The organism is Saccharothrix isguenensis (assembly GCF_052936305.1).
In genome coordinates this window covers 4,979,701-4,997,370 of record NZ_CP193626.1, presented here as the reverse complement: position 1 = coordinate 4,997,370, position 17,670 = coordinate 4,979,701, and the positions used below count along the sequence as shown (strand labels likewise).

General features: G+C 67.3%; 15 protein-coding genes and 3 pseudogenes. 9 read left to right on the top strand and 9 right to left on the bottom strand.

Annotation, left to right across the window (positions count from 1 at the left end; translation table 11 throughout):
* Window positions 1–496 precede the first annotated feature (496 nt).
* The 3 genes from ACRAKI_RS22400 (at window position 497) to ACRAKI_RS22390 (ending at window position 3,250) form a co-directional block, all read left to right on the top strand.
* Window positions 497–979: a hypothetical protein gene (locus ACRAKI_RS22400; RefSeq protein ID WP_447002467.1), complete on the top strand. Its 483-nt coding sequence runs from the start codon at window positions 497–499 to the stop codon at window positions 977–979.
* Window positions 972–2,018 carry a tyrosine-type recombinase/integrase gene (locus tag ACRAKI_RS22395; protein ID WP_447002466.1) on the top strand — a complete coding sequence of 349 codons (1,047 nt, stop codon included), beginning with the start codon at window positions 972–974 and terminating at the stop codon, window positions 2,016–2,018. Before ACRAKI_RS22400 ends, ACRAKI_RS22395 begins: the two co-directional genes overlap by 8 nt.
* A gap of 1,031 nt (window positions 2,019–3,049) precedes the next feature.
* Window positions 3,050–3,250, top strand: coding sequence for a hypothetical protein (locus tag ACRAKI_RS22390; RefSeq protein WP_447002465.1), 201 nt, complete (start codon window positions 3,050–3,052; stop codon window positions 3,248–3,250).
* Between the two features lie 851 nt (window positions 3,251–4,101).
* Here ACRAKI_RS22390 and ACRAKI_RS22385 read toward each other — a convergent pair.
* The 5 genes and pseudogenes from ACRAKI_RS22385 to ACRAKI_RS22365 all read right to left on the bottom strand — a co-directional run.
* Window positions 4,102–4,824, bottom strand: a pseudogene (locus ACRAKI_RS22385) (transposase); the annotation flags it as partial.
* 529 nt (window positions 4,825–5,353) lie between these two features.
* The gene (locus ACRAKI_RS22380) at window positions 5,354–5,905 is read right to left on the bottom strand and encodes a peptidoglycan-binding domain-containing protein (RefSeq protein ID WP_447002464.1); all 552 of its coding nucleotides are present in this window, start codon (window positions 5,903–5,905) and stop codon (window positions 5,354–5,356) included.
* Between the two features lie 45 nt (window positions 5,906–5,950).
* Window positions 5,951–6,643 carry a hypothetical protein gene (locus ACRAKI_RS22375; RefSeq protein WP_447002463.1) on the bottom strand — a complete coding sequence of 231 codons (693 nt, stop codon included), beginning with the start codon at window positions 6,641–6,643 and terminating at the stop codon, window positions 5,951–5,953.
* A 1-nt stretch (window position 6,644) separates the two neighbouring features.
* Window positions 6,645–9,065: a glycoside hydrolase domain-containing protein gene (locus ACRAKI_RS22370; protein WP_447002462.1), complete on the bottom strand. Its 2,421-nt coding sequence runs from the start codon at window positions 9,063–9,065 to the stop codon at window positions 6,645–6,647.
* A 302-nt stretch (window positions 9,066–9,367) separates the two neighbouring features.
* Window positions 9,368–9,823 (bottom strand): peptidoglycan-binding domain-containing protein, encoded by a 456-nt coding sequence (locus ACRAKI_RS22365; RefSeq protein ID WP_447002461.1) that lies wholly within the window; start codon window positions 9,821–9,823, stop codon window positions 9,368–9,370.
* A gap of 287 nt (window positions 9,824–10,110) precedes the next feature.
* Here ACRAKI_RS22365 and ACRAKI_RS22360 point away from each other — a divergent pair, with 287 nt between their 5' ends.
* The 3 genes and pseudogenes from ACRAKI_RS22360 to ACRAKI_RS22350 form a co-directional block, all read left to right on the top strand.
* Window positions 10,111–11,178 (top strand): helix-turn-helix domain-containing protein, encoded by a 1,068-nt coding sequence (locus tag ACRAKI_RS22360; protein WP_447002460.1) that lies wholly within the window; start codon window positions 10,111–10,113, stop codon window positions 11,176–11,178.
* Window positions 11,179–11,284: 106 nt separating this feature from the next.
* Window positions 11,285–12,415 (top strand): helix-turn-helix domain-containing protein, encoded by a 1,131-nt coding sequence (locus ACRAKI_RS22355; RefSeq protein WP_447002459.1) that lies wholly within the window; start codon window positions 11,285–11,287, stop codon window positions 12,413–12,415.
* A 100-nt stretch (window positions 12,416–12,515) separates the two neighbouring features.
* Window positions 12,516–12,686: pseudogene (locus ACRAKI_RS22350) on the top strand (IS1380 family transposase); the annotation flags it as partial.
* A gap of 1 nt (window position 12,687) precedes the next feature.
* Here ACRAKI_RS22350 and ACRAKI_RS22345 read toward each other — a convergent pair.
* A pseudogene (locus tag ACRAKI_RS22345) lies at window positions 12,688–12,885 on the bottom strand (IS1380 family transposase); the annotation flags it as partial.
* A gap of 125 nt (window positions 12,886–13,010) precedes the next feature.
* Here ACRAKI_RS22345 and ACRAKI_RS22340 point away from each other — a divergent pair.
* Together ACRAKI_RS22340 and ACRAKI_RS22335 are read left to right on the top strand one after the other, a co-directional pair.
* Entirely contained in the window at window positions 13,011–14,714 is a 1,704-nt protein-coding gene (locus ACRAKI_RS22340) for an RHS repeat-associated core domain-containing protein (RefSeq protein WP_447002458.1), read from the top strand.
* A complete protein-coding gene (locus tag ACRAKI_RS22335; RefSeq protein WP_447002457.1) occupies window positions 14,711–15,259 on the top strand; it encodes a hypothetical protein in 549 nt (182 codons plus the stop codon). Before ACRAKI_RS22340 ends, ACRAKI_RS22335 begins: the two co-directional genes overlap by 4 nt.
* A 567-nt stretch (window positions 15,260–15,826) precedes the next feature.
* Here ACRAKI_RS22335 and ACRAKI_RS22330 read toward each other — a convergent pair.
* The 3 genes from ACRAKI_RS22330 to ACRAKI_RS22320 form a co-directional block, all read right to left on the bottom strand.
* The gene (locus tag ACRAKI_RS22330) at window positions 15,827–16,219 is read right to left on the bottom strand and encodes a hypothetical protein (protein WP_447002456.1); all 393 of its coding nucleotides are present in this window, start codon (window positions 16,217–16,219) and stop codon (window positions 15,827–15,829) included.
* 11 nt (window positions 16,220–16,230) lie between these two features.
* Complete coding sequence (locus tag ACRAKI_RS22325) at window positions 16,231–16,455, bottom strand: hypothetical protein (protein ID WP_447002455.1); 225 nt, start codon at window positions 16,453–16,455, stop codon at window positions 16,231–16,233.
* A gap of 100 nt (window positions 16,456–16,555) precedes the next feature.
* On the bottom strand, window positions 16,556–17,053 hold the full coding sequence (locus tag ACRAKI_RS22320; protein WP_447002454.1) for a hypothetical protein: 498 nt from the start codon (window positions 17,051–17,053) through the stop codon (window positions 16,556–16,558).
* A 366-nt stretch (window positions 17,054–17,419) separates the two neighbouring features.
* Here ACRAKI_RS22320 and ACRAKI_RS22315 point away from each other — a divergent pair, with 366 nt between their 5' ends.
* Window positions 17,420–17,617 carry a hypothetical protein gene (locus ACRAKI_RS22315; RefSeq protein WP_447002453.1) on the top strand — a complete coding sequence of 66 codons (198 nt, stop codon included), beginning with the start codon at window positions 17,420–17,422 and terminating at the stop codon, window positions 17,615–17,617.
* Window positions 17,618–17,670 lie beyond the last annotated feature (53 nt).

Here is a 17,670-nt window from a genome sequence, read left to right as displayed (position 1 = left end):
GGTCCGGGTGTTGAAGAGGTTTGCTCGACCACCGAACCGTGGGAGAGATCCCACCTCCTTGCGGAGATGGAGGCGCATGGATGCACTCTATCAGCCAAGAGGGTGCCGCCGCATGTGTGGGAAGTTTCCCACTCCGGCGGGCCGGTTGCTCCTTGGAGCGTGCTTCCGGGGATGACGGTATGTCGCTGGATGAAAGAGAGGACTGCGCTCCGCAGTCCTGGGAAGTGAGTTAAGTCATACAGCTTCCCTGCGGCTCAGGCGAACATATTTCATTGGGTGAAACCCGAAGTTCAGCGCTTGGCTTTCCATGAGGCCGAAAAGCTCTGTGAGGCTTGCGGGATGAGGCTTCCGGTCAATGAAAAGTTGACTTACCTCGGTAGTTCGGGGTTAGTCTCGGCGGCGCGGTCTGAGGTGTCGGTGTCGTGGGGGTGTCATGGTTGAGGTTTTCGCTGTGGGGGAGCGGCCTTCGGTCCCGGCTGGCATGCGGTTCTCCGGCGTGGATGACGCGGTGATCGATGCGTTGAACTATCCGGCGGTGTTGCCAGGGAGGTCAAGGCGTCAGCTGCGTTCGGTCGACGTGCGTGACCTTGTTTCGCGTATCGACCACGCCGACTTGGGATTTGCCGTCGGGATACTTGATCATCGTGGCCGACTTGCCAGTCGCGGGATGTTCCGATTGCTCAACTGGCTTCCGGGGACCAGGTTGTCCGGTTCGGCAGGTCGGAACTATGTGGTGCTGAAGATCGTTCCCGATGGGCAATTGGTGATCGATCACCGGTTGCGCCTTCGGCTGCCTGCGGCGTTGCTGCGTTACTGCGGTATGGCGACCGGGTCTTCCGTCATGGTCGTAGCTGTACCGGATCACAATATGCTGATAATTCATCCGCCGCTGAACGTCATCAGCATGATCCGAGGGTTTCATGCCGAGCAATTTTTCGGAATGATGCGCAACCGAGAAGGAGTGGATGATCATGAGTGACGAGGTGGCGATAGCGGCGGCACTTCTTCAGAAATTGGGCGTTTCGCCGGAGCAACTGCTCGGACGTGAGGCCGGGAAGTCGTCGGTGCCGACTTTTGCGGAGTTCATACCGAAGGTGTCGGGTGTCGTTCCGGCCGGCACACGGAAGTTGTACACGACCTACTGGAACAAGATGCTCGCCGTGTGGGCCGACCGTCGTATCGACGAGATCGAACCCACGGACGTGAACTGGCTTGTGGAGCACGTGAAGGCCACGGCTGTGCAGCGTCGATCGGGCAGGGGAGGGCACAGCGCTGCCGAGCACGCCTTCGAGGCACTGAGGTGCCTGTACCGCCACGCGACCCGGAACCAGTTGATGGATCCATGGACTGTCCCGACCGATCACGTGCGCAAGCCCAAGCGTGTGAAGTCGAACCGGCGATCGTTGGACACCGGGTTGGTGGGGGAGATCGTGCAGGTCGCTTCCATGACCGGCAACGATCCCGGGTTGGACGCGTTGCTGTTGAGGTTCCACATCGAGACCGCGGCTCGGCGCGGTGGGGCGCTTGCGCTGCGGGTGCGAGACCTGGATCCCGACCAGTGCCTGGTGCAGTTGCGGGAGAAGGGCAATGTGCATCGTTGGCAGCCGGTGTCACCGACGTTGATGGCGCGGCTGCGGCAGCATGCTCGTGCGCGTGGTGCTCGTGATCCGGACAGTGCGGTGTTGCGCTACTCGGACGGCCGTCCTCTGACGTACCGCAGATACGACCACTTGTGGCAGCGCCTTGGCGAGCACATCGAGTCGGTGCGGACGCAGGGGATCACGATGCACTGGTTGCGGCATACGACCTTGACGTGGGTGGAGCGCAGCTTCGGGTACGCGGTCGCGCGGGCATACGCCGGGCATGCTGCGGCGACGACCAACCGGTACGGGGTGACCGCGACGTATGTGCGTGCGTCGATGAACGAGGTGGCCGAGGCGCTGTCGGCTTTGTCGGGTGAGCCGCATCCGCTGGTGCCGCAGGTCAGAGCGGAGGTGGAGCGATCTTCGGCGGGGTGAGGCGGTGGTTGTGCGGGGTAGGGCCGGGCCCGGCGTTGCGGGGTGCGGTATAGAGCATGACAGCGCTATTGAATGGAAGGTCATCGGTTGTCTGTGGGTTGACGTGTGTGGTCGCGGCCGAGGGTGCGCGCCGGTTGTCGCCTGCGAAGCAGGAGGTACTGCGTCTGCGGGTGGTTGCGACGCTGGAGTCCGGGCGGGTCGAGGGCTATGAGCAGGCTGCCGAGGTTTTCGGGGGTCTCCGTGCGGTCGGTGGGTGCCTGGTGACGCGCCCTTGCTGACAGCAGGGCCGGGACGGCCTGGTGGTGCGCCGGGGTCGTCGGCCGGGACCGGTCGAGCTGATCAGCGTGGAGGACCGGGCATGCTGTTCGCGGCGATGGCCGACTGCATCCCGAGGAGGTGTTGATCGGAGGCCCGTTGTGAACCCGTCAGACCGTGGTCGGGCTGACCCGACTGGTCGTCGGGGTCGACATGACCGAGCAGGACGTGGGTCTGTGGCTGCGTCGAGACGGGTTCATCCCGCGGTAACCGGCGTCGTGTCTACGAGCAGCAGCCCGCCGCGGTGCGCGCGTAGCTGGAGCGGGGGTATCCGGTGATCGAGACGCGGCGGAGGTCGAGGCTGCGGTGATCGCGTGGGTGGACCGGTGCGGGCTGCGCTCCGACGCCGCGCCGTCCGGCCGGTCTGGGGCGGTGTACTGAGACAGCTACGAGGTCTACGACATATTGTTGCGCATCGTCGACGGGCTGGCCGCGGTCTGTGCCGAGGAGCCCGCCGATCCACAGGAGGTGGGCCCTTGGACGGCGGGCCTGGCGGTCAGCCGTCCGGACGTGCAGACCGTACATATCTCGACGTTCATCGACGCGCTCGACGCCGCGGCGTTGGCGGCCTTCGAGCAGCGGTTGGCGGAACACCACAGGGTGCTGCCGGTGATCTCCGCCGACGACCACGAGCTCTATGAGCGGGGTGAAGGGCGGGAACGCATCCGGCAGATGCGGGAGTACTGCGTGCTCCGCCGCGAGTCCGGTGCGACGGGTTGGTCGACTTCTACGCCGAGGATCCTTCGGATCCGATGCGGACTGTGTCGATCGCCGAGATGCTCGCCAAGGCCAGCCGGGTTGAGGAAGCGGTGGAGGGTCCGGAGCGCGACGAGTCCCGTCCGTTGGCCGGTGTGGTTCCTTCGTTCGGCGTGGGCTTCTTCGTCGCATTCGATAGTGTCGGTGACGCGCTCGTGTGAGTCCTGCGGCGGAAGGGGTGCGGCGTGCCGGTGAAGCTGGCCGGGAGTCATCGGGCCGTGGTGCGTCATCGGGTGAACTTTTGGGCGCGTACCTCGCCGGGCGCCGCCTCGTTCGAGTACCGGGGTGCCGTGCCGTGGGAGGTGCAGCGTCCAGCAGACGGAGAACCCGTGGTGCGGCACCGGCTTCGGTGTGTCGTGTGCGCGCGTGAGTTGACGTTCGCTGTGCACAGTGTCGCGGCGACGGAGCGCAGGCGCGGGCGGTGGCGGTGGGGCGTGTGGGTAGGCGGTGCACTGGTGGCGCTCGGGTTGGTGGGCCTGGTTTCGGGGCGTCTCGGCCTTATGGCGGCGGGTGGCACGACGGCGGTCGTCGGGGTGCTGCTTGTGTGTTCGCGTGGGCTGGTGGCCTTACAGAGGCCGGGGTGATCGGTCACGGGAACGGCCTGCCCGGCGTGCTGCCCAAGCATGCCGTCTTTCTGGACCCGCCGCCCCCGTGACCCGGTGCGCTCCGGTCGGAGCCGGTGGGTGGCGCTCGGGGCGTAGTCGAACCAGCAGTCCTGGTCGCGGAGGACTTCGGCCTCCGGTTCGTACGTGAGTACCAGTCGGAAAGCTGGCCGCGACACCGCAGACCCCGGTGGACTTCCTCTTTTCAGACAACCCGGTCTCGTCCACCGCCGGTACGCCATCGCTGTCGGTCAGATGCTCCACGGCGTAGCCGCGGGCGTCGTCGACGTCCCACATCGCTGCGTTGAGAAGCGGCTGGTGCGCTCCATCAGGGTGGCCACTGCGTTGCGACCGCCCTTGCCGATGACGGTGGGTCGGACCGAGGCGCTGTGCCGGGTTGCTGTCGACCTGCCACCGGCGTCGGCGCGGATCAGCACCTTGTGTCCGACGCGTCCGCCTTTGGCGGTGAACGGCAACTGCCGCAACGCCTTCCGGGGCACGGTGATGTGGTCGGCGGCGGTGTTCGATCCGGCGTTGCCGGGCCGCAGCAGCAACGACAGTGGTTCGCCGGTGCCTGGCGTGCCGTGGTCGACGAACGAGCACAACGGGTGGAAACCGTAGCCAGGTTTGAACGTCGGGGCCGCGTTCTCTTTCTCGGAGTGCGCGGTGACCAGGGTCGCGTCCAGGTCGACGATCAACGGCTTGTCGGGGCCGATGCCGTGGTCGGGGGCGTGTCGGCCGGCCGCCTTCCACGCCGCCGCCCGTGCCCGCGTGCGGGCGGCGTCCACCGCGGCCAGGGCCTTGTCGCAGTCACGGGCGAGGGCATCGATCAGCCGCGACACCGTCGGGTCCGAGGCGACCGGGCCGAACAGGCCCGGTTCGGCACGCAGGGTCGCGATGTCGGCCAGGCAGTCACCGCCGACGGCCAACGCGATCGCCAGATCGGACACGATCTTGCCTGGGTCGTGGACCGCGGTCGGTGCCCGCCACCGACCCAACGCCGTCGACAGTGCCCGGCCCAGGTCTGTCTTGTGCACGGTCTCGACCAGCAACGTCGCGCCCGCCTGCGACACCACTCCCGTTCCGGCGGTGTCGACGGTCAACGACGGATACGACCGGGTACGCTTGCTCACCGGAAAGGTGCTCCTGAACTCGCACGGACAAGGCCCTAGACAAGCCATATCCTTGCAGCTCAGAGCACCTTTCTCTATGAGCTGGCCACTCTCACGCCAATCCCCGTGAAAGCAACGGGCTAGGCTCCTGGAAGGCCCTGGCCGAGGTGTTTTCCGGCTGAGCGAGACGACGCGGGGCCAAGTCCTCGGCGTGCCCCGGCACGTGCCGCCCGGCCGGAGGCGCACGTCGGCGGAGATGGACGACGTCCGCTTTCACCCCACAGGCCGTGGCCCGCCCGTCGGCGGCCATCTCAGGTCGTGGTCTTCGTGCCCGTGCCTTCCCGGCGGGGGCGGGCCTCGTGGACGCGGGAGTCGGGGTCGAAGCACATGAGGCAGGAGATGACCTGCCAGGGGGCGCCGGTGGCAAGCTGTGGCTGTGGAGCGCTGTCGGGAGCAACCGGCCGGCGCCTCCGTACATGTCACGCGGATGTTCCAGCGACAGGCGGACCCGGCATGCCCGGCAGCCGGCATGCCGGGTCCGCAACGGGTGTCAGCCGCAGCTGTGGTAGCCGTAGCCTGCCTGACGCCAGTCTCCCGAGCGGTCGAGGAAGGTGTACTTGCCCTCCGTGTTCCGGTTGATGCTGAAGGTGTGCCCCTTCCCCTTGTACTGGAGGGTCAGTCCCATGCCCGAGGCGGTGCTGCCGCCCACGTAAGTGAGATTCTTGGCGGCCCTGCCGAACGTCGCTCCACCAACGGTCGAGTCGGTCCCGAGGTTCCAGCGAGACTGCAATGACCAGGTCGCTCTGGCGGTGTTCCTGCCAAAAATCCCGTCAATCTTGTCCTTGGTGAAGGTCTCGCTCGTGCTGGTTCCGGCGTACGACACGTTCTCGGCCCATAGGATCTTCTGCCACAGGCAGGTGGCGTTGGAGCTCGCGTACGAGGTCCGTGAGAGGGGCCCCTCATCGTTCCAGTCGTCGGAGAAGTCTCCGTAGCCCCGCACCCATCCGTCCGACGGCTTGGCCGATGTGGGCGTGACGCAGACTCCCAGCGTCAATGCGGCCGCCGCGGCCGTGACGGCCGCGACCGCTCTCGTGTACTTCATGTTCCACCGTGTTCTTCTCATGAGTGATCTTCTCCGGTGCTTGGGTCAGTTGTATTGGGAGCGTTCAAGACGGCGTGCCTTGACCCGCCTTGAGGGGTGGGCCGGGTCTCCGACCGCCCCCGCTCCGCGGGTCCGCCCGAGGCCGGGCAGCGGGGACAGCCGTTCGACGACGTCGGCGAGGGCATTGCTGTCCGGCCCCGCCGCGATGTGGAAGTGGGACGGCTTCACAGGGCTGAGGTCACCGCCCCATACGACGGTGCCTTCGCAGTCCAGGAGGATGTCCCGCACGATCCGTTCGTGGTGGGGCCAGAGCCCTTCGGAGCCCCCGAGGGGGTAGGCGGCGGGGTGGAGGCACAGTGCGGTGCCGGAGAGGTAGTTCGACTCGTAGTCCGCAGCGATGGTCCGGTTGGTGGTGTGGCCGCTGATGCCGCCGCCCTGGCCGGTGTCGAGTGGTGCGATCTCGTAGTGCCAGCGTCGCGCGATGTGCAGGAGCACGGTTGCCACTGGGCCGTCACGCAAGTCCACGGAGGCTGTCGAGCCGTCCACCAGGTGGGTGCTGACGGCGTCGGGGGTGATGGGCCAGCCGTTCACGGATCTGTCCCGGGTCCACTTGGCGCTCTTCCCGTTCGATGCGGCGCCCGGGGCGGCGACAGCCGGGCCAGCGTGGGTGATCCAGGCGGCCATGGCGATGGCGGCCCCGGCGGCGAGGACTCCCCGGCGCGTGATGGTGCGGCTCATGCTATTCCCCTTCCATGCGGCGGGTGATGACGGTGTGCAGTCCGTCGACGAACGAGGCGAGCTGGTCCGAGGGAATCCGGTCCGGGTGCTGACTTTCGTCTTCGGGCAGGAAGAACCCCTTGCCCCAGTCGAATAGGGAGTTGAACTCGAAATCCAGCAGGATGTTCCGCACGGTCGCCCGGAACGCGCTGGGGCTGCCGCCGAACCGGTTCTCGTAGAAGTGGGTGAACCGCTTCGCCGAGCGGTTCGCTCCATCCCAGAAGTGATACGTGAACAGGGCGTCGGACAGCAGCCTGTCGTCCCCGTTGCCGCCGGACTCGCCGTCCAAGCCGTGCAGGTACTGGGAGATGTTGTAGGCATCGACATCGGCGATGAGATTGTCACTGCTGAACCGGGATTCCACCGTGGCAGATCCGACGACCTGGACACAGAAGTCCTCGCCGGACATCGAGCGGTGGTTCTCACGCCATTGCGTGTAGGCGTTGAGGATGTCCCCCGCCCATCCGCAGGCTTCTCCCACGGCCGCGTCGGTGCCGCTTCCGGGGGAGTCGTAGTGGCCCTCGGCGGCGGCGCCGAAGTGCGCGAGGGTGATGTGGTGGTTCGCCCGCGGATCGTAGTACTTGCGCATGTCGCCGGGCTTGATGCCCGCGGCCGCGCAGGCATCCAGGACCTCCTTCCAGATGTCGCCGAGGACGGCCCGCCATTTCCAGTCGTGGTAATTGGGTTCGGCCCAGCGCAGGAAGGCGAGAGTGTTGTCGATCACAGCGTGCCGGGGAGGTCCGTCGCCCATGGCGGAGATGGCGCCCTCGATGCGCTTCACGTGGTCGATGTAGTTCCGCAGGCCTTGGTCGCCAGTGCCCGTGGCGTCGAGGCGCCACGCGCCTTCGTCGCTGTTCTTCCGATGGATGTTGTGGTCGAGGCCGTAGCCGGCCTGGAACTGGTACTCGCGGATCTGGTTGAACGACCAGTTGTGCGGCATCGGGTAGCCGAGGTTCCCGGAGTAGCCCCAGGACATGCCCGAGACGAACGACCAGCGGGCGCCGGCCTCGCGGGAGACGCGCTCGCATACGTTGCGGGTGCCATAGACGCCGAAGATGTAGCGGGCGCCGCTCCGCTCAAGGGCCGTGCGGACACCGTGGAAGTAGGGCACGACGTTCGAGGTGATGTGGTGATCCTGGGCGTCGTAGTCCACGGCGAAGTAGATGCAGGAGCCGTGGGGGATGCCGTGTTCCCTGGCCTTGGAGTCCGCCTTGAGACCCTGCTCGTACCCCTTCGCGTAGGTGAAGTTGAACAGCTGGGTGCCGTTGTACTGGAACAGCGGGAAGAGCCCGAGACCGCCGTCGATGATGCCCTGTGCCTCGCCGAGCTTGAGCGCCTTGCCGAGGTAGTGCTCGTCGTCAGGGTCGAGGTGCTCGTCCAAGTACCGACCGATGAGCCTGTAGCCCTTGTTCTTGAGGGCTTGGGCGCGTTCTTTGCTCGTGTACGCGGCGGTGTCACAGCCTTCGGCGGCGCGGCTGGTGTCACCGCTGGAGACGAGCAACTGGGCCCAGGTCTGGAAGTTGTAGTTGTCGCCGCCGGTGGGGAGCTGGGAGAACGTCTGGAAGGTGCGCACCCAGGGCTCGGTGGCCTCCCAGAGATCTTCGTCGAGCACATTCTCGGGGTGGAAGTGGACGGCGCTGCCGTTGCTGTCCCAGGTGGGGGAGTTGAACCAGCAGGCGGCGCGGAACAGCACCCTCAGGTTGTAGGGCAGGTCGCTGCCGGTGCCCACGGTCTTCAGGGCCTGCTGCGTGCCGTCGCCGAAGTAGCCGTTGATGGTGGCCTTGTCCAGGCCGAGTTCGTACTGGACGGCCAGCATCAGCCCCTGCTGTACGTCGCGCGAGTAGTGGCCGTCGGTCGGCACCAGGTTCATGGCGGGGATGCGGGCTTGCTGGACGTAGCGCTGGTTGAGGTGCTGCTGGATGCGCTTGGTGGTGCCGTCGCCGCCGGGCACGGTACGGAACTGGTCCATGCGCAGTAGCGAACGGGTGACGCGGGCCCACAGGTCTGCGTCGAGGGGCTCTCGAAAGTCGAGACCGATGTCGTTGTAGAGCTGAGCGAGGGAGGTCGCGGCCCTCAAGTCCCATATGGCGGGATGCGCCGGGCCGTAGTAGCCCTTGCACCACAAGGCGGCGCTGTAGATGCGGACGATGTTCTGGTTGGTCTCCTGGTCGGGGAACAGGTAGCGCTGCCTCACCGCCGCAAGAGTGCCCGGCCCGAAGGTCTTGACGGTCGGGGAGATTCCCAGCTCGTGCTGGAGCCCTTGGGTGAGGCAGTCCACCGTCGCCCAGCCCGTACTGCCATCCTCCGGACACGGTACGTACCCGGGCGCGTCTGCGTAGGTCGCGTTGACCCACTGCTGGGCGGCTAGAATGTCGGGGTCCACTGACATGTACATCCTCCATGGTCCAAGTCCGTCGCCCAGCGCGATGGGCGGTGGGGAGGCGCGGGGAGCGGTCCGGTTGCGGCTCGGCTGCGGCTTCGGCGGGGTCAGGAACCGGCGGGAGGCCGGTGCCGGAGGCACCGGCCTCCCGCCTCCGACCCTCGCGGCGCGGGAGCCCTTGAGGGGACGCGGTTCCTCGACCCAGCGACGCTGCACGCCCGTTCACGGCGGCGCTGAAGGGGTTCACCCGTTCCGAGCCCGCCTCTGGCGTGCGCGGTCATCGCCGCGTTCGGAACGCCGGCGTGTCAGAGCCGGCTGCACTCGTCGGAGCCCATGGGGGTGACGGGCTTGTAGTACCAGCCGAGGGCGTTGCGTGTCTGCGGGCCGTAGCCGCCGTCCACTGAAATGCGCTCCCTCGCCTGGGCTCGCTTGAGCGCGTCACGTGTCCGCGGCCCGAAGTCCCCGTCCACATCCAGCGATTCGCCGTAGCACTTGTTGAGGGAAGTCTGCAGAGCCCTGACGCCGGCGCCGGACGACCCCAACTGCATCGAGCAGTTGAGACTCAGATAGGTGCCGTCGCTCCAGGCGGGTATGCGTGCCTCCCCGCGCCACTCGATGAAGCTCTTGGCGCTGGTGTAGGTCGAGTTGCAGCCGCTCGCGGCCGCGGCCGGCCCGGCGGTGCCTGCCACGGCAGCACCGGACAGCAGGGTCACCCCCACGGCGAGAGCCGCTCTGGTGCGGAGCATGCGGTTGGTCTTCATGGATGCCTTCTCCTGTCGTGTCGCGTCTGTCGTCTCTGCGTCGTCGCGGAACCGGGGAGCACCCCTCGCCCCCGGCGGGAGACGAGCTGGGGCAGTTCTTCCAGACGCTCGGCAATGCGGTCAACGTCGGCGGACGGCAATGGGACACAGGGACGCGAGGCTTGCTCCGACCTGCGACGATCCGGCGTGATGGGACGGGAACGGGATGGGGATTGACACGACGGCCCGTTATCGTCCCCGGTAACATCTGCCGGGGGGTGCGGAGCGGTACGGGAGGACGGAGACGAGTGGGGGGCGACGGCCAGGGAGAAGAGCTGGCCCGCGAACTGGGCGCGCTGAAGAACGGTTCGAGGCTCACCTTCGAAGCCCTCGCGGCCCGTACCGGCGTCAGCCGCTCCTCACTCCACCGGTACTGCACAGGCGCGGCCGTACCCACGGAGTTCGCCGTGGTGGAGCGCATCGCCAAGGTCTGCGGCGCCGACCGGGAGCGGTTGCTGGCCTTGCACGCCATCTGGGTGCGCGCGACCGAAGAGCCGTCACGGGCGACCGACCCGGTTCCGGTCCCCGATCCGACCGCCGCCTCCGTTGCCGTTCCGCCACCGACGGCGGGAACCGACAGGGAAGCCCATCCCCTGGCCCACGCACCGGAGCCCCCCGTCCTCGCCCCGTCCCCTGCCTCGGCACCGGAGCCGCACCTCTCCTCACCGGCCGAACGACGACGGTTCCGCAGGACGGCCACGTCCCTCGCCGCGCTCCTGACCGTTACGACGCTGATCACGGCGCCGCTGCTCTTATCCCCGAACACCGCCGAGCGGGGACTGCTGCTCTCCGAAGCCTGTCCGAGCTCGGTCGGACTGGGCCAGCAGAGCGAGTGCGTCAAGGAGGTCCAGCGCCTGCTGCGGTCCGCCGGCGCCGCCGGCACCGAAACCCACGGCCGCTACACGCACGACGTCCGCCGCCGGGTCCTGGCCTTCCAGGCTCTCGCCGGTGTGCCGCCCAACGGCGTGGTGGAGGAAGCCACCGCCCGAGCCCTCTACCGGGGCGGCGTCTCCCTGGCCACCTGGAGCCCCGACCAGGTCGTCCGGCACATCCGAGCGACCTTTTCCGAAGAACCGGAGCAAGCCGTACGGATCGCCGACTGCCGGTCGCTCCTCGATCCCCTGTACGTGATGTCCGACGGGAGCGCGTCCCGCACGTGGGGGGTCTTCCAGCTGACCGAGACACAGATCGGCCAGCTCGGCGGCACGCCCGCGCAGGCCATCAACCCCGCCTGGAACATCGAAGCGGCCCGACGCATCTGGTCGAGAACGCGGGACTTCTCCGCATGGCCGGATTGCCTGGTGTCCATCCCCTGACTGCCACAGGAAGGCGGGCACCCACCCGGGCTAGGGTTCCCCGAACGTCTGTACAGCGGACCGATCGGGGAGGAATGAAATGCCCGGGAAGCGGGTCGACGATTCTGTGCATGCTCTGGCAGAGGCACTGCGAGAGCTCAAGGAACGCACACCGCACAGCTACGACACACTCGCCTCCCGACTGAACGTCAGCCGTTCCGCACTGCACCGCTACTGCACCGGGAGGGCCGTACCGCCCGATTTCCAGGTCATCGAACTCCTGGCGAGGCAGGCGGAGGCCCAGGACCGGGAGATCTGCGAGCTGTACCGCAAGTGGGACCTGGCCAACGAGAGCCAGCCGGACATCAAGGACCCCGCGGCACAAGGGCGGGAAGGCCCCGCCACCACAGACGAGGCGGCGCAGCCCCACGAACAGGAGCCCCACACCCAGGAGCCACGCGCCGACGCGCCCACCGACGCCGCCCCGACCGCTCCGCTCCTCACCGCCGAGGAGGAGGAGCCTCTGCCGGCCGCCCCTCCCCCGGTCATGGAGCTGTGGCGCCGAGGCCCCTGGATCTCGGCGGGCCTGGCCGTGGCCGTACTGCTCACCGCCGTGATCACCTGGAACGTCCGTGGAATGGTCGACGCCGGAGAGCAGCGGGCCGCACCGCCCCCTGCCGCGGCCTCCGCCACCGAACGTCCCGGGTCCGGCCGAAAGTTGTTCGGGCCCGAGTGCGGCAGTCCCATCACCATGGGGCAGCACGACGACTGCGTGGTCGAGGTCCAGGAACTCCTCGTCGACCACGGCGCGAAGATGGCAGTGGACGGCCAGTTCGGCCCGGAAACGCTCCGCAGGGTCACGGCCTTCCAGGCTCTGGCCGGCCTGGACGCTGACGGACTGGTAAACCCCCGGACGAAGGAGGCCCTCTACACCTCCGACGTCACCATGACCACCTGGGCCCCGGAGAAGGTCACCGCACGCATCCACGAGGTGTTCGCCGAGGCACCCGAGCTGGCCGTACGCATAGCCGACTGCCAGTCGTTCCTGGACCCCCTGCACGTCCTGCCCAACACCGACGGCAGCCGGAACTGGGGCGTGTTCCAGATATCCGACGCCAGGCTGCGCGACCTGCGCGGCACACCCCGGGACGCGTTGGACCCGGAGTGGAACATCCAAGCGGCACACCGGCTCTGGGCCCAAAACAAGGACTTCAGCGACTGGCCGAATTGCCTGGCCGCAGCCCAGAAACCGAAGTGACAGCCCAGCCCCGGGCATCCGGCTAAGAGGTCCTCACACGGGCGTCTTCTCCCTCGGCCAGAGCGGTCGTTGGACGAGGCGCCTTCACAGACACCAGGACGGGTGGCCAGCCCCTGATCGAGGGGCGAAGTCGCAGCACCCGTTGATCCTCGATCTGGACGCCACCCTGCTCGACGCGCACTCCGAGAAGCAGAACGCCGCACCGACGTTCAAGAGAGGGTTCGGGTTCCATCCGTTGTGCTCGTTCGTGGACCACGGGACCGAAGGCACCGTGGTTCGACGCGCAGGGTCGCGATGTCGGCCAGGCAGTCACCGCCCACGGCCAACGCGATCGCCAGATCGCATACGATCTTCCCGGGATCGTGGATCGCTGTCGGTGCCCGCCACCGGCCCAACGCCGCCTGCGACACCACCCCCGTCCCGGCGGTGTCGACGGTCAACGACGGATAGAACCCGGTAGACTCGCCCACCAGAAAGGTGTTCCTGAACTCGCGCTGATACGGCCCTCGCGACAAGCCATATTCTTGCAGCTCAGAGCACCTTTCTCCATCGTTTGGCCACTCTCGTGCCAATCTCCGGTGAAAGCAGCGGGCTGGTGCTCGTCGAGGATGCCGCTCAGCCAAAGTTTGTAGTCGTCGCGCAGGACCAGGTCGAACGCCGACCGGCGGGTGTCGGAGTGGTCGATCTTGTTGATCAGGTCCTGGTAGCCGTTCCACTGGTCGGTGACACGCGGCTTGACCCACATCTCGACGGTCATCGTGCCGTCGACGGTCAGTCCGTCGCCGGGGATTTCCACGCGGCCTCCGGCGGCGTCGTTGTCGTCGGGCAGGGCGCCGGGCTGCTTGCGGTTGACCGTGCCCGAGTAGACGCCGTTGCGGTTGTTGCCGGAGACGTCCTTCGCGGTGGTGTCGCCATCGCCCAGCGAACCGCCGACGGACGCGACATCGTGTCCGCTGTGACCCGCTCGCAGTCCGGCACGATCATCGACGAAACGCTCGGCGGCGTCGACGCCCGGCCCGGCGCATCGAATTACGTCTACGACGCGGCGGGTCGCCTGACCGAGGCGTGGGTGGCGGGCCACCACTACACCTACGACTTCACCTCACCCGCCTCGTCCACCTGCCCGACCGGCAGCGCGTCCAACGCCGGTGCCAACACCAACCGCGTCAGACTGCTGGACCGGACCTCCGCCGGGACCGCGGAGACCGCCTACTGCTACGACACGGCGGACCGACTACTGGCCACCACCGGCGCGACAGCCGTAACAGGCATCGAGTACGACAACCACGGCAACACCACCCGGTTCACCAACGCCGGCAGCACAACCAACCTCGAATGGGACGGGGCAGGTCGCAACACCGCCGCCCGCACCCCCGGAGCGGAACCGGCCGACATCGCCTACACCCGGGACGCCACCGACCGCATCGTTAGCGCCAAGAACGTCCTGACCAGGTCCATCGCCCTGCCCGGCGGCGTACTGCTCATCGTGACCGGCACCGGCCGCTCGTTCGACCGCCCGACCGTGCGCGGTGACCTCAGCCTGACCACCGACACCGCCGGCAACCAGGCCGGCCCGTTGCGGACCTACAGCTCCTACGGCGAACCCCTCACCACCGACGGGACCGTCGACCCGGACGCCGTGCCGGACAACCAGCCCGGCCAGATGGATTACGGCTGGCTCGGCCAGCACCAGCGCCCCTACGAGCATGCCGTGGCACTGTCGCTCGTGCAGATGGGCGCCCGCCCCTACAGCCCGCTGCTCGGCCGCTTCCTGTCGGTGGACCCTGTCGACGGCCGCAGCGCCAAGGACTACGACTACGACTACGACTACGTCACCGCTAACCCGATCAACGCCAACGACCTCGACGGTCGCGTCGACTGGGGCGGCTTCTTCAAGAAGGCCCTCACCGTCGCGTCCGTGGCGGTCGCCGTGGGCTGCGTGGTCGCCAGCGCAGGCGCGTGCCTGGTCGCAGGTGCCGTGCTTCTCGGTGCCCAAACGGCTCACGAGTGGGGGACGACCGGTCGCGTCGACATGAAGAACTTCGCCCTCAACGCCGCGTTCACCGCGATCGGCGGCGGAGCGGGCCGAGCGATGTCCTCCAGTTGGTTCGCCAAGAGTGTGGTTCGCACACCCCAGAAGCACGGTCGGCACTGGAAGGCCCGCGTCCGCCATACCCTCCCGGTGAACTGGCGCGCAACGGCCCGCAACTGGGGAAACAACGCACACGTCAACACCTTCCAGATCGCTGCCATCCAATCGTGGGACGCCTACCGCACCAAGGCCATGAGGGCGGTATGAAACCAGACCTGGGCGACACCGTCACCGTCATCCGGCGCCGCACCGACGTGATCTTCGGATCCGTGATGGCCGCTGTCGCGTTCGCCATTGCCATCTTCATCGTGGTCAGCCCGAGTCCGCACCCGGACAGCACCTACGCCGATCGTTTGACGGCTCTGGTGATCAATGTCTGCGTAGTGTGGCCCGGACTGCTCGCCACAATCCATCCAAGGGCCGAGGTGAGGCAGCGCGGGCTTGTTGTCGTCAACTGGTTCACCAAGAGTTGGGTGCCATGGTCCTCAGTCGATTCGGTGGTGGTGGATGATCGGCTCGCGGTGCTTCTGCGCAACGGGCGCCGGATCAACATCGCCGCTGGCGCGACCTCGCTGGCCAGTTCGGTCACTGGCTATCGAATGCAGGAGAGCATGAAGCGCCGGATCGAAAAAGCCCGTCAAGACAACCCGGATGCAGACGATCAAGTGCTCACCAGGCTGGACGTGTGGCCGCTCCATTTTCTCGCGACTTGGGCTGTACTGCTCACGATCGGCTGGTTGGTAGGGGGGTAGCTATGCCCGTGCACCGCTACGACCTGGCCGCCGGCCGGACCTGGGCGATCAACCGGCGGCGGGCCAACTGCTGGAGTACTTCCCGCCCTGGAACGGGCCTCACGGACCGCCGCCCTGGGCATGCCAGGTCGCGATGTTCTCACTTTCTGTACGAGCCGCTCTGTGCCACCGTCATGGCGAGGCTCCTGGTGGCCGGATTGCCGGCAAAGGTCGGATGGCCACCAGGAGCTTCCCTTCGATCATGTCGACGCGGTTCGGGGCGTGTGATCAACGCGGTTCGGCAGTGTGGCGCAGGGCGGTGGCACAGCATGCCGGTCGCGCCGTCCTGCACGATCGCACCCGCCAGGCACAAGCAGGCGACGACTCCGCACTTCCGCGACGCTGCACCCAAGCACGGTGTCTCGCCGCAAGCAGGTCTCATGGATGCCGGAACGCCGCTGTCGTGCGTGCCTGCCGGCAATGGTTCGGCAGTGTGGTGGGCGGAGGTCGGTCAGCCGGTGAAGGTGATTGTCAGAGGGCCGCTGACGGTGTCGACTCCGGTGGTCAGGCAGGCCAGGGGATCGGGGTTCACGAAGACGACCGTCGCACGAACCGGGCGCCCGCGAACAGGCCAGTCGTCACGGTTCCCCGCGTGGCGACGATCGTCTGCCCCAGGGCGCGGGTGGCGATGGTGTCGCCAGTGGTGGTGCTGGTGGCACCGCTGTTCCAGATGATCTGCTGGGTGACGGTGGATGGGCCGCTGAGCACGCAGCTGGCCTGTGCTGTGGTGGTGACGGCCGCGGTTCCGGCCGTCACCGGCCCGCCGGTACAACCGCTGTAGGTCACGTCCGCGTCGATGTCGGTCATCTGCATGCTCAAGGTGAGCGGTGGGTTGTAGGTCTGAGTGGATTGGCCCACACAGGTCACGAGGGTGGTTGCGGCCTGCGCGGGCACCGGAAATTCCGCCGCCGCGACGAGCATAACCGCAATGGTCAAGAGTCTGCGAAGCATCGATTTCTCTCCAATTCGGACATGGCGCCTCTGTCTGTAGTCGGTCCATTGGACCCGCTGAACCGGAATTCGACACGGACCGCATGGACTACCGTTATACGCTTGACCGTCACTGTGCGTAGAAAATAGGGCAGGCCGAACTTGCCGACCATCAGGCCGATCGCCAGCACCACGCCGACGACCTGCCCGGCCAGTCCGACCAGCATGGGGATCGGGGTGTTCCGGACGCCGTTGAAGTACGAGGCCGGCCGTGTTCAGCACCATCACCGCGCCGAAGCGGGTCGACCACTCCAGGAAGACCGCCACCTACGCGACGACTTCCGGGGGCAGGTCGCTCAACTCTGGGATGCGCACGACCAACGGTGTGGCGGCGAGTAGCACTACGGCCACGAACAGCCCCAGCATGACGCCGATCGCGCCCTCGTCGAACCCGCCCGGCCGATCCCCCTGCCGTGCGCCTGGGCCACGTACGACGCGGGTGATGCCGACGATCCCGGTGGCGAGCATGATGATCGTCATACCGGTGAACACCGCCGGCCCGGACGCGGCGAGCGTCGTCTCGGAGTACCGGGCCAGGCAGATCCGGTCGACGAGCATCGTCACCAGGTCGCCGATCATCCTGAACATCAACGGGAGGGAGACCTTGACCACCTCGCGCGCGGTGACGAGGTCGAGGAGCGAGCGCCGACCCGACCCCCGCGCACCCGCCGGCCCGGACGAGTTCACGCGTGGTCGCCGGAGGGTGTGCACGCTTTCCAGCAGGGCTTCCCGGGAGGTCAGGTCGAACGGCAGGCTCTCGCCCACCTCTGAAATAGCGCTCAAATGGCATCGCGGAGCATCAACAGAAGCCGACCAGCATCCAATAACCCGTTACTACGTGCGCCAACCGGCTTGAGCGTCATGGCGGACCGCGAAGCCCCGTGCCACAATCGGAACGGCCCAGTCCCGGCCCCGCGGTGGCTGGGCCTCAAGCCCTTGAGCCGCCGCCGGATCCGGCGCGGCAAACGACACGTCGAGTTCCTGGACCTTCTCAAGGCTTTGCCCACCAGGGTGGCCTGAGCGGAAGCTGTACACCGTGGCCCGCAACTTCTCGCCGCATTGCCGCACCGCAGTCCTGGGCTTGGCCGTCGATGACGCCGCCGAGCTGGTGTTCCTGCCGACCTACCCCAGATGGTCGACTGGATCGAGGCCGAGTCCACCGCCCTGCTCTACTTCGTCCTCAACGCACCGACCACCGCACCCGTGCCGGGCGGAACGCAACCATCACGACCTACATCCGCCGGCGCAACGCGCGAGCCGACCCAGGACCGGCTTCGTCACCGACTCACGCATCCGAACCTGGACCGATACCTGGCCAAGGTTGCGTGACACAGCCCTGGCCGCATACCCCCTCGTCGAGGCACGGCGCTGCGATTCAGCGC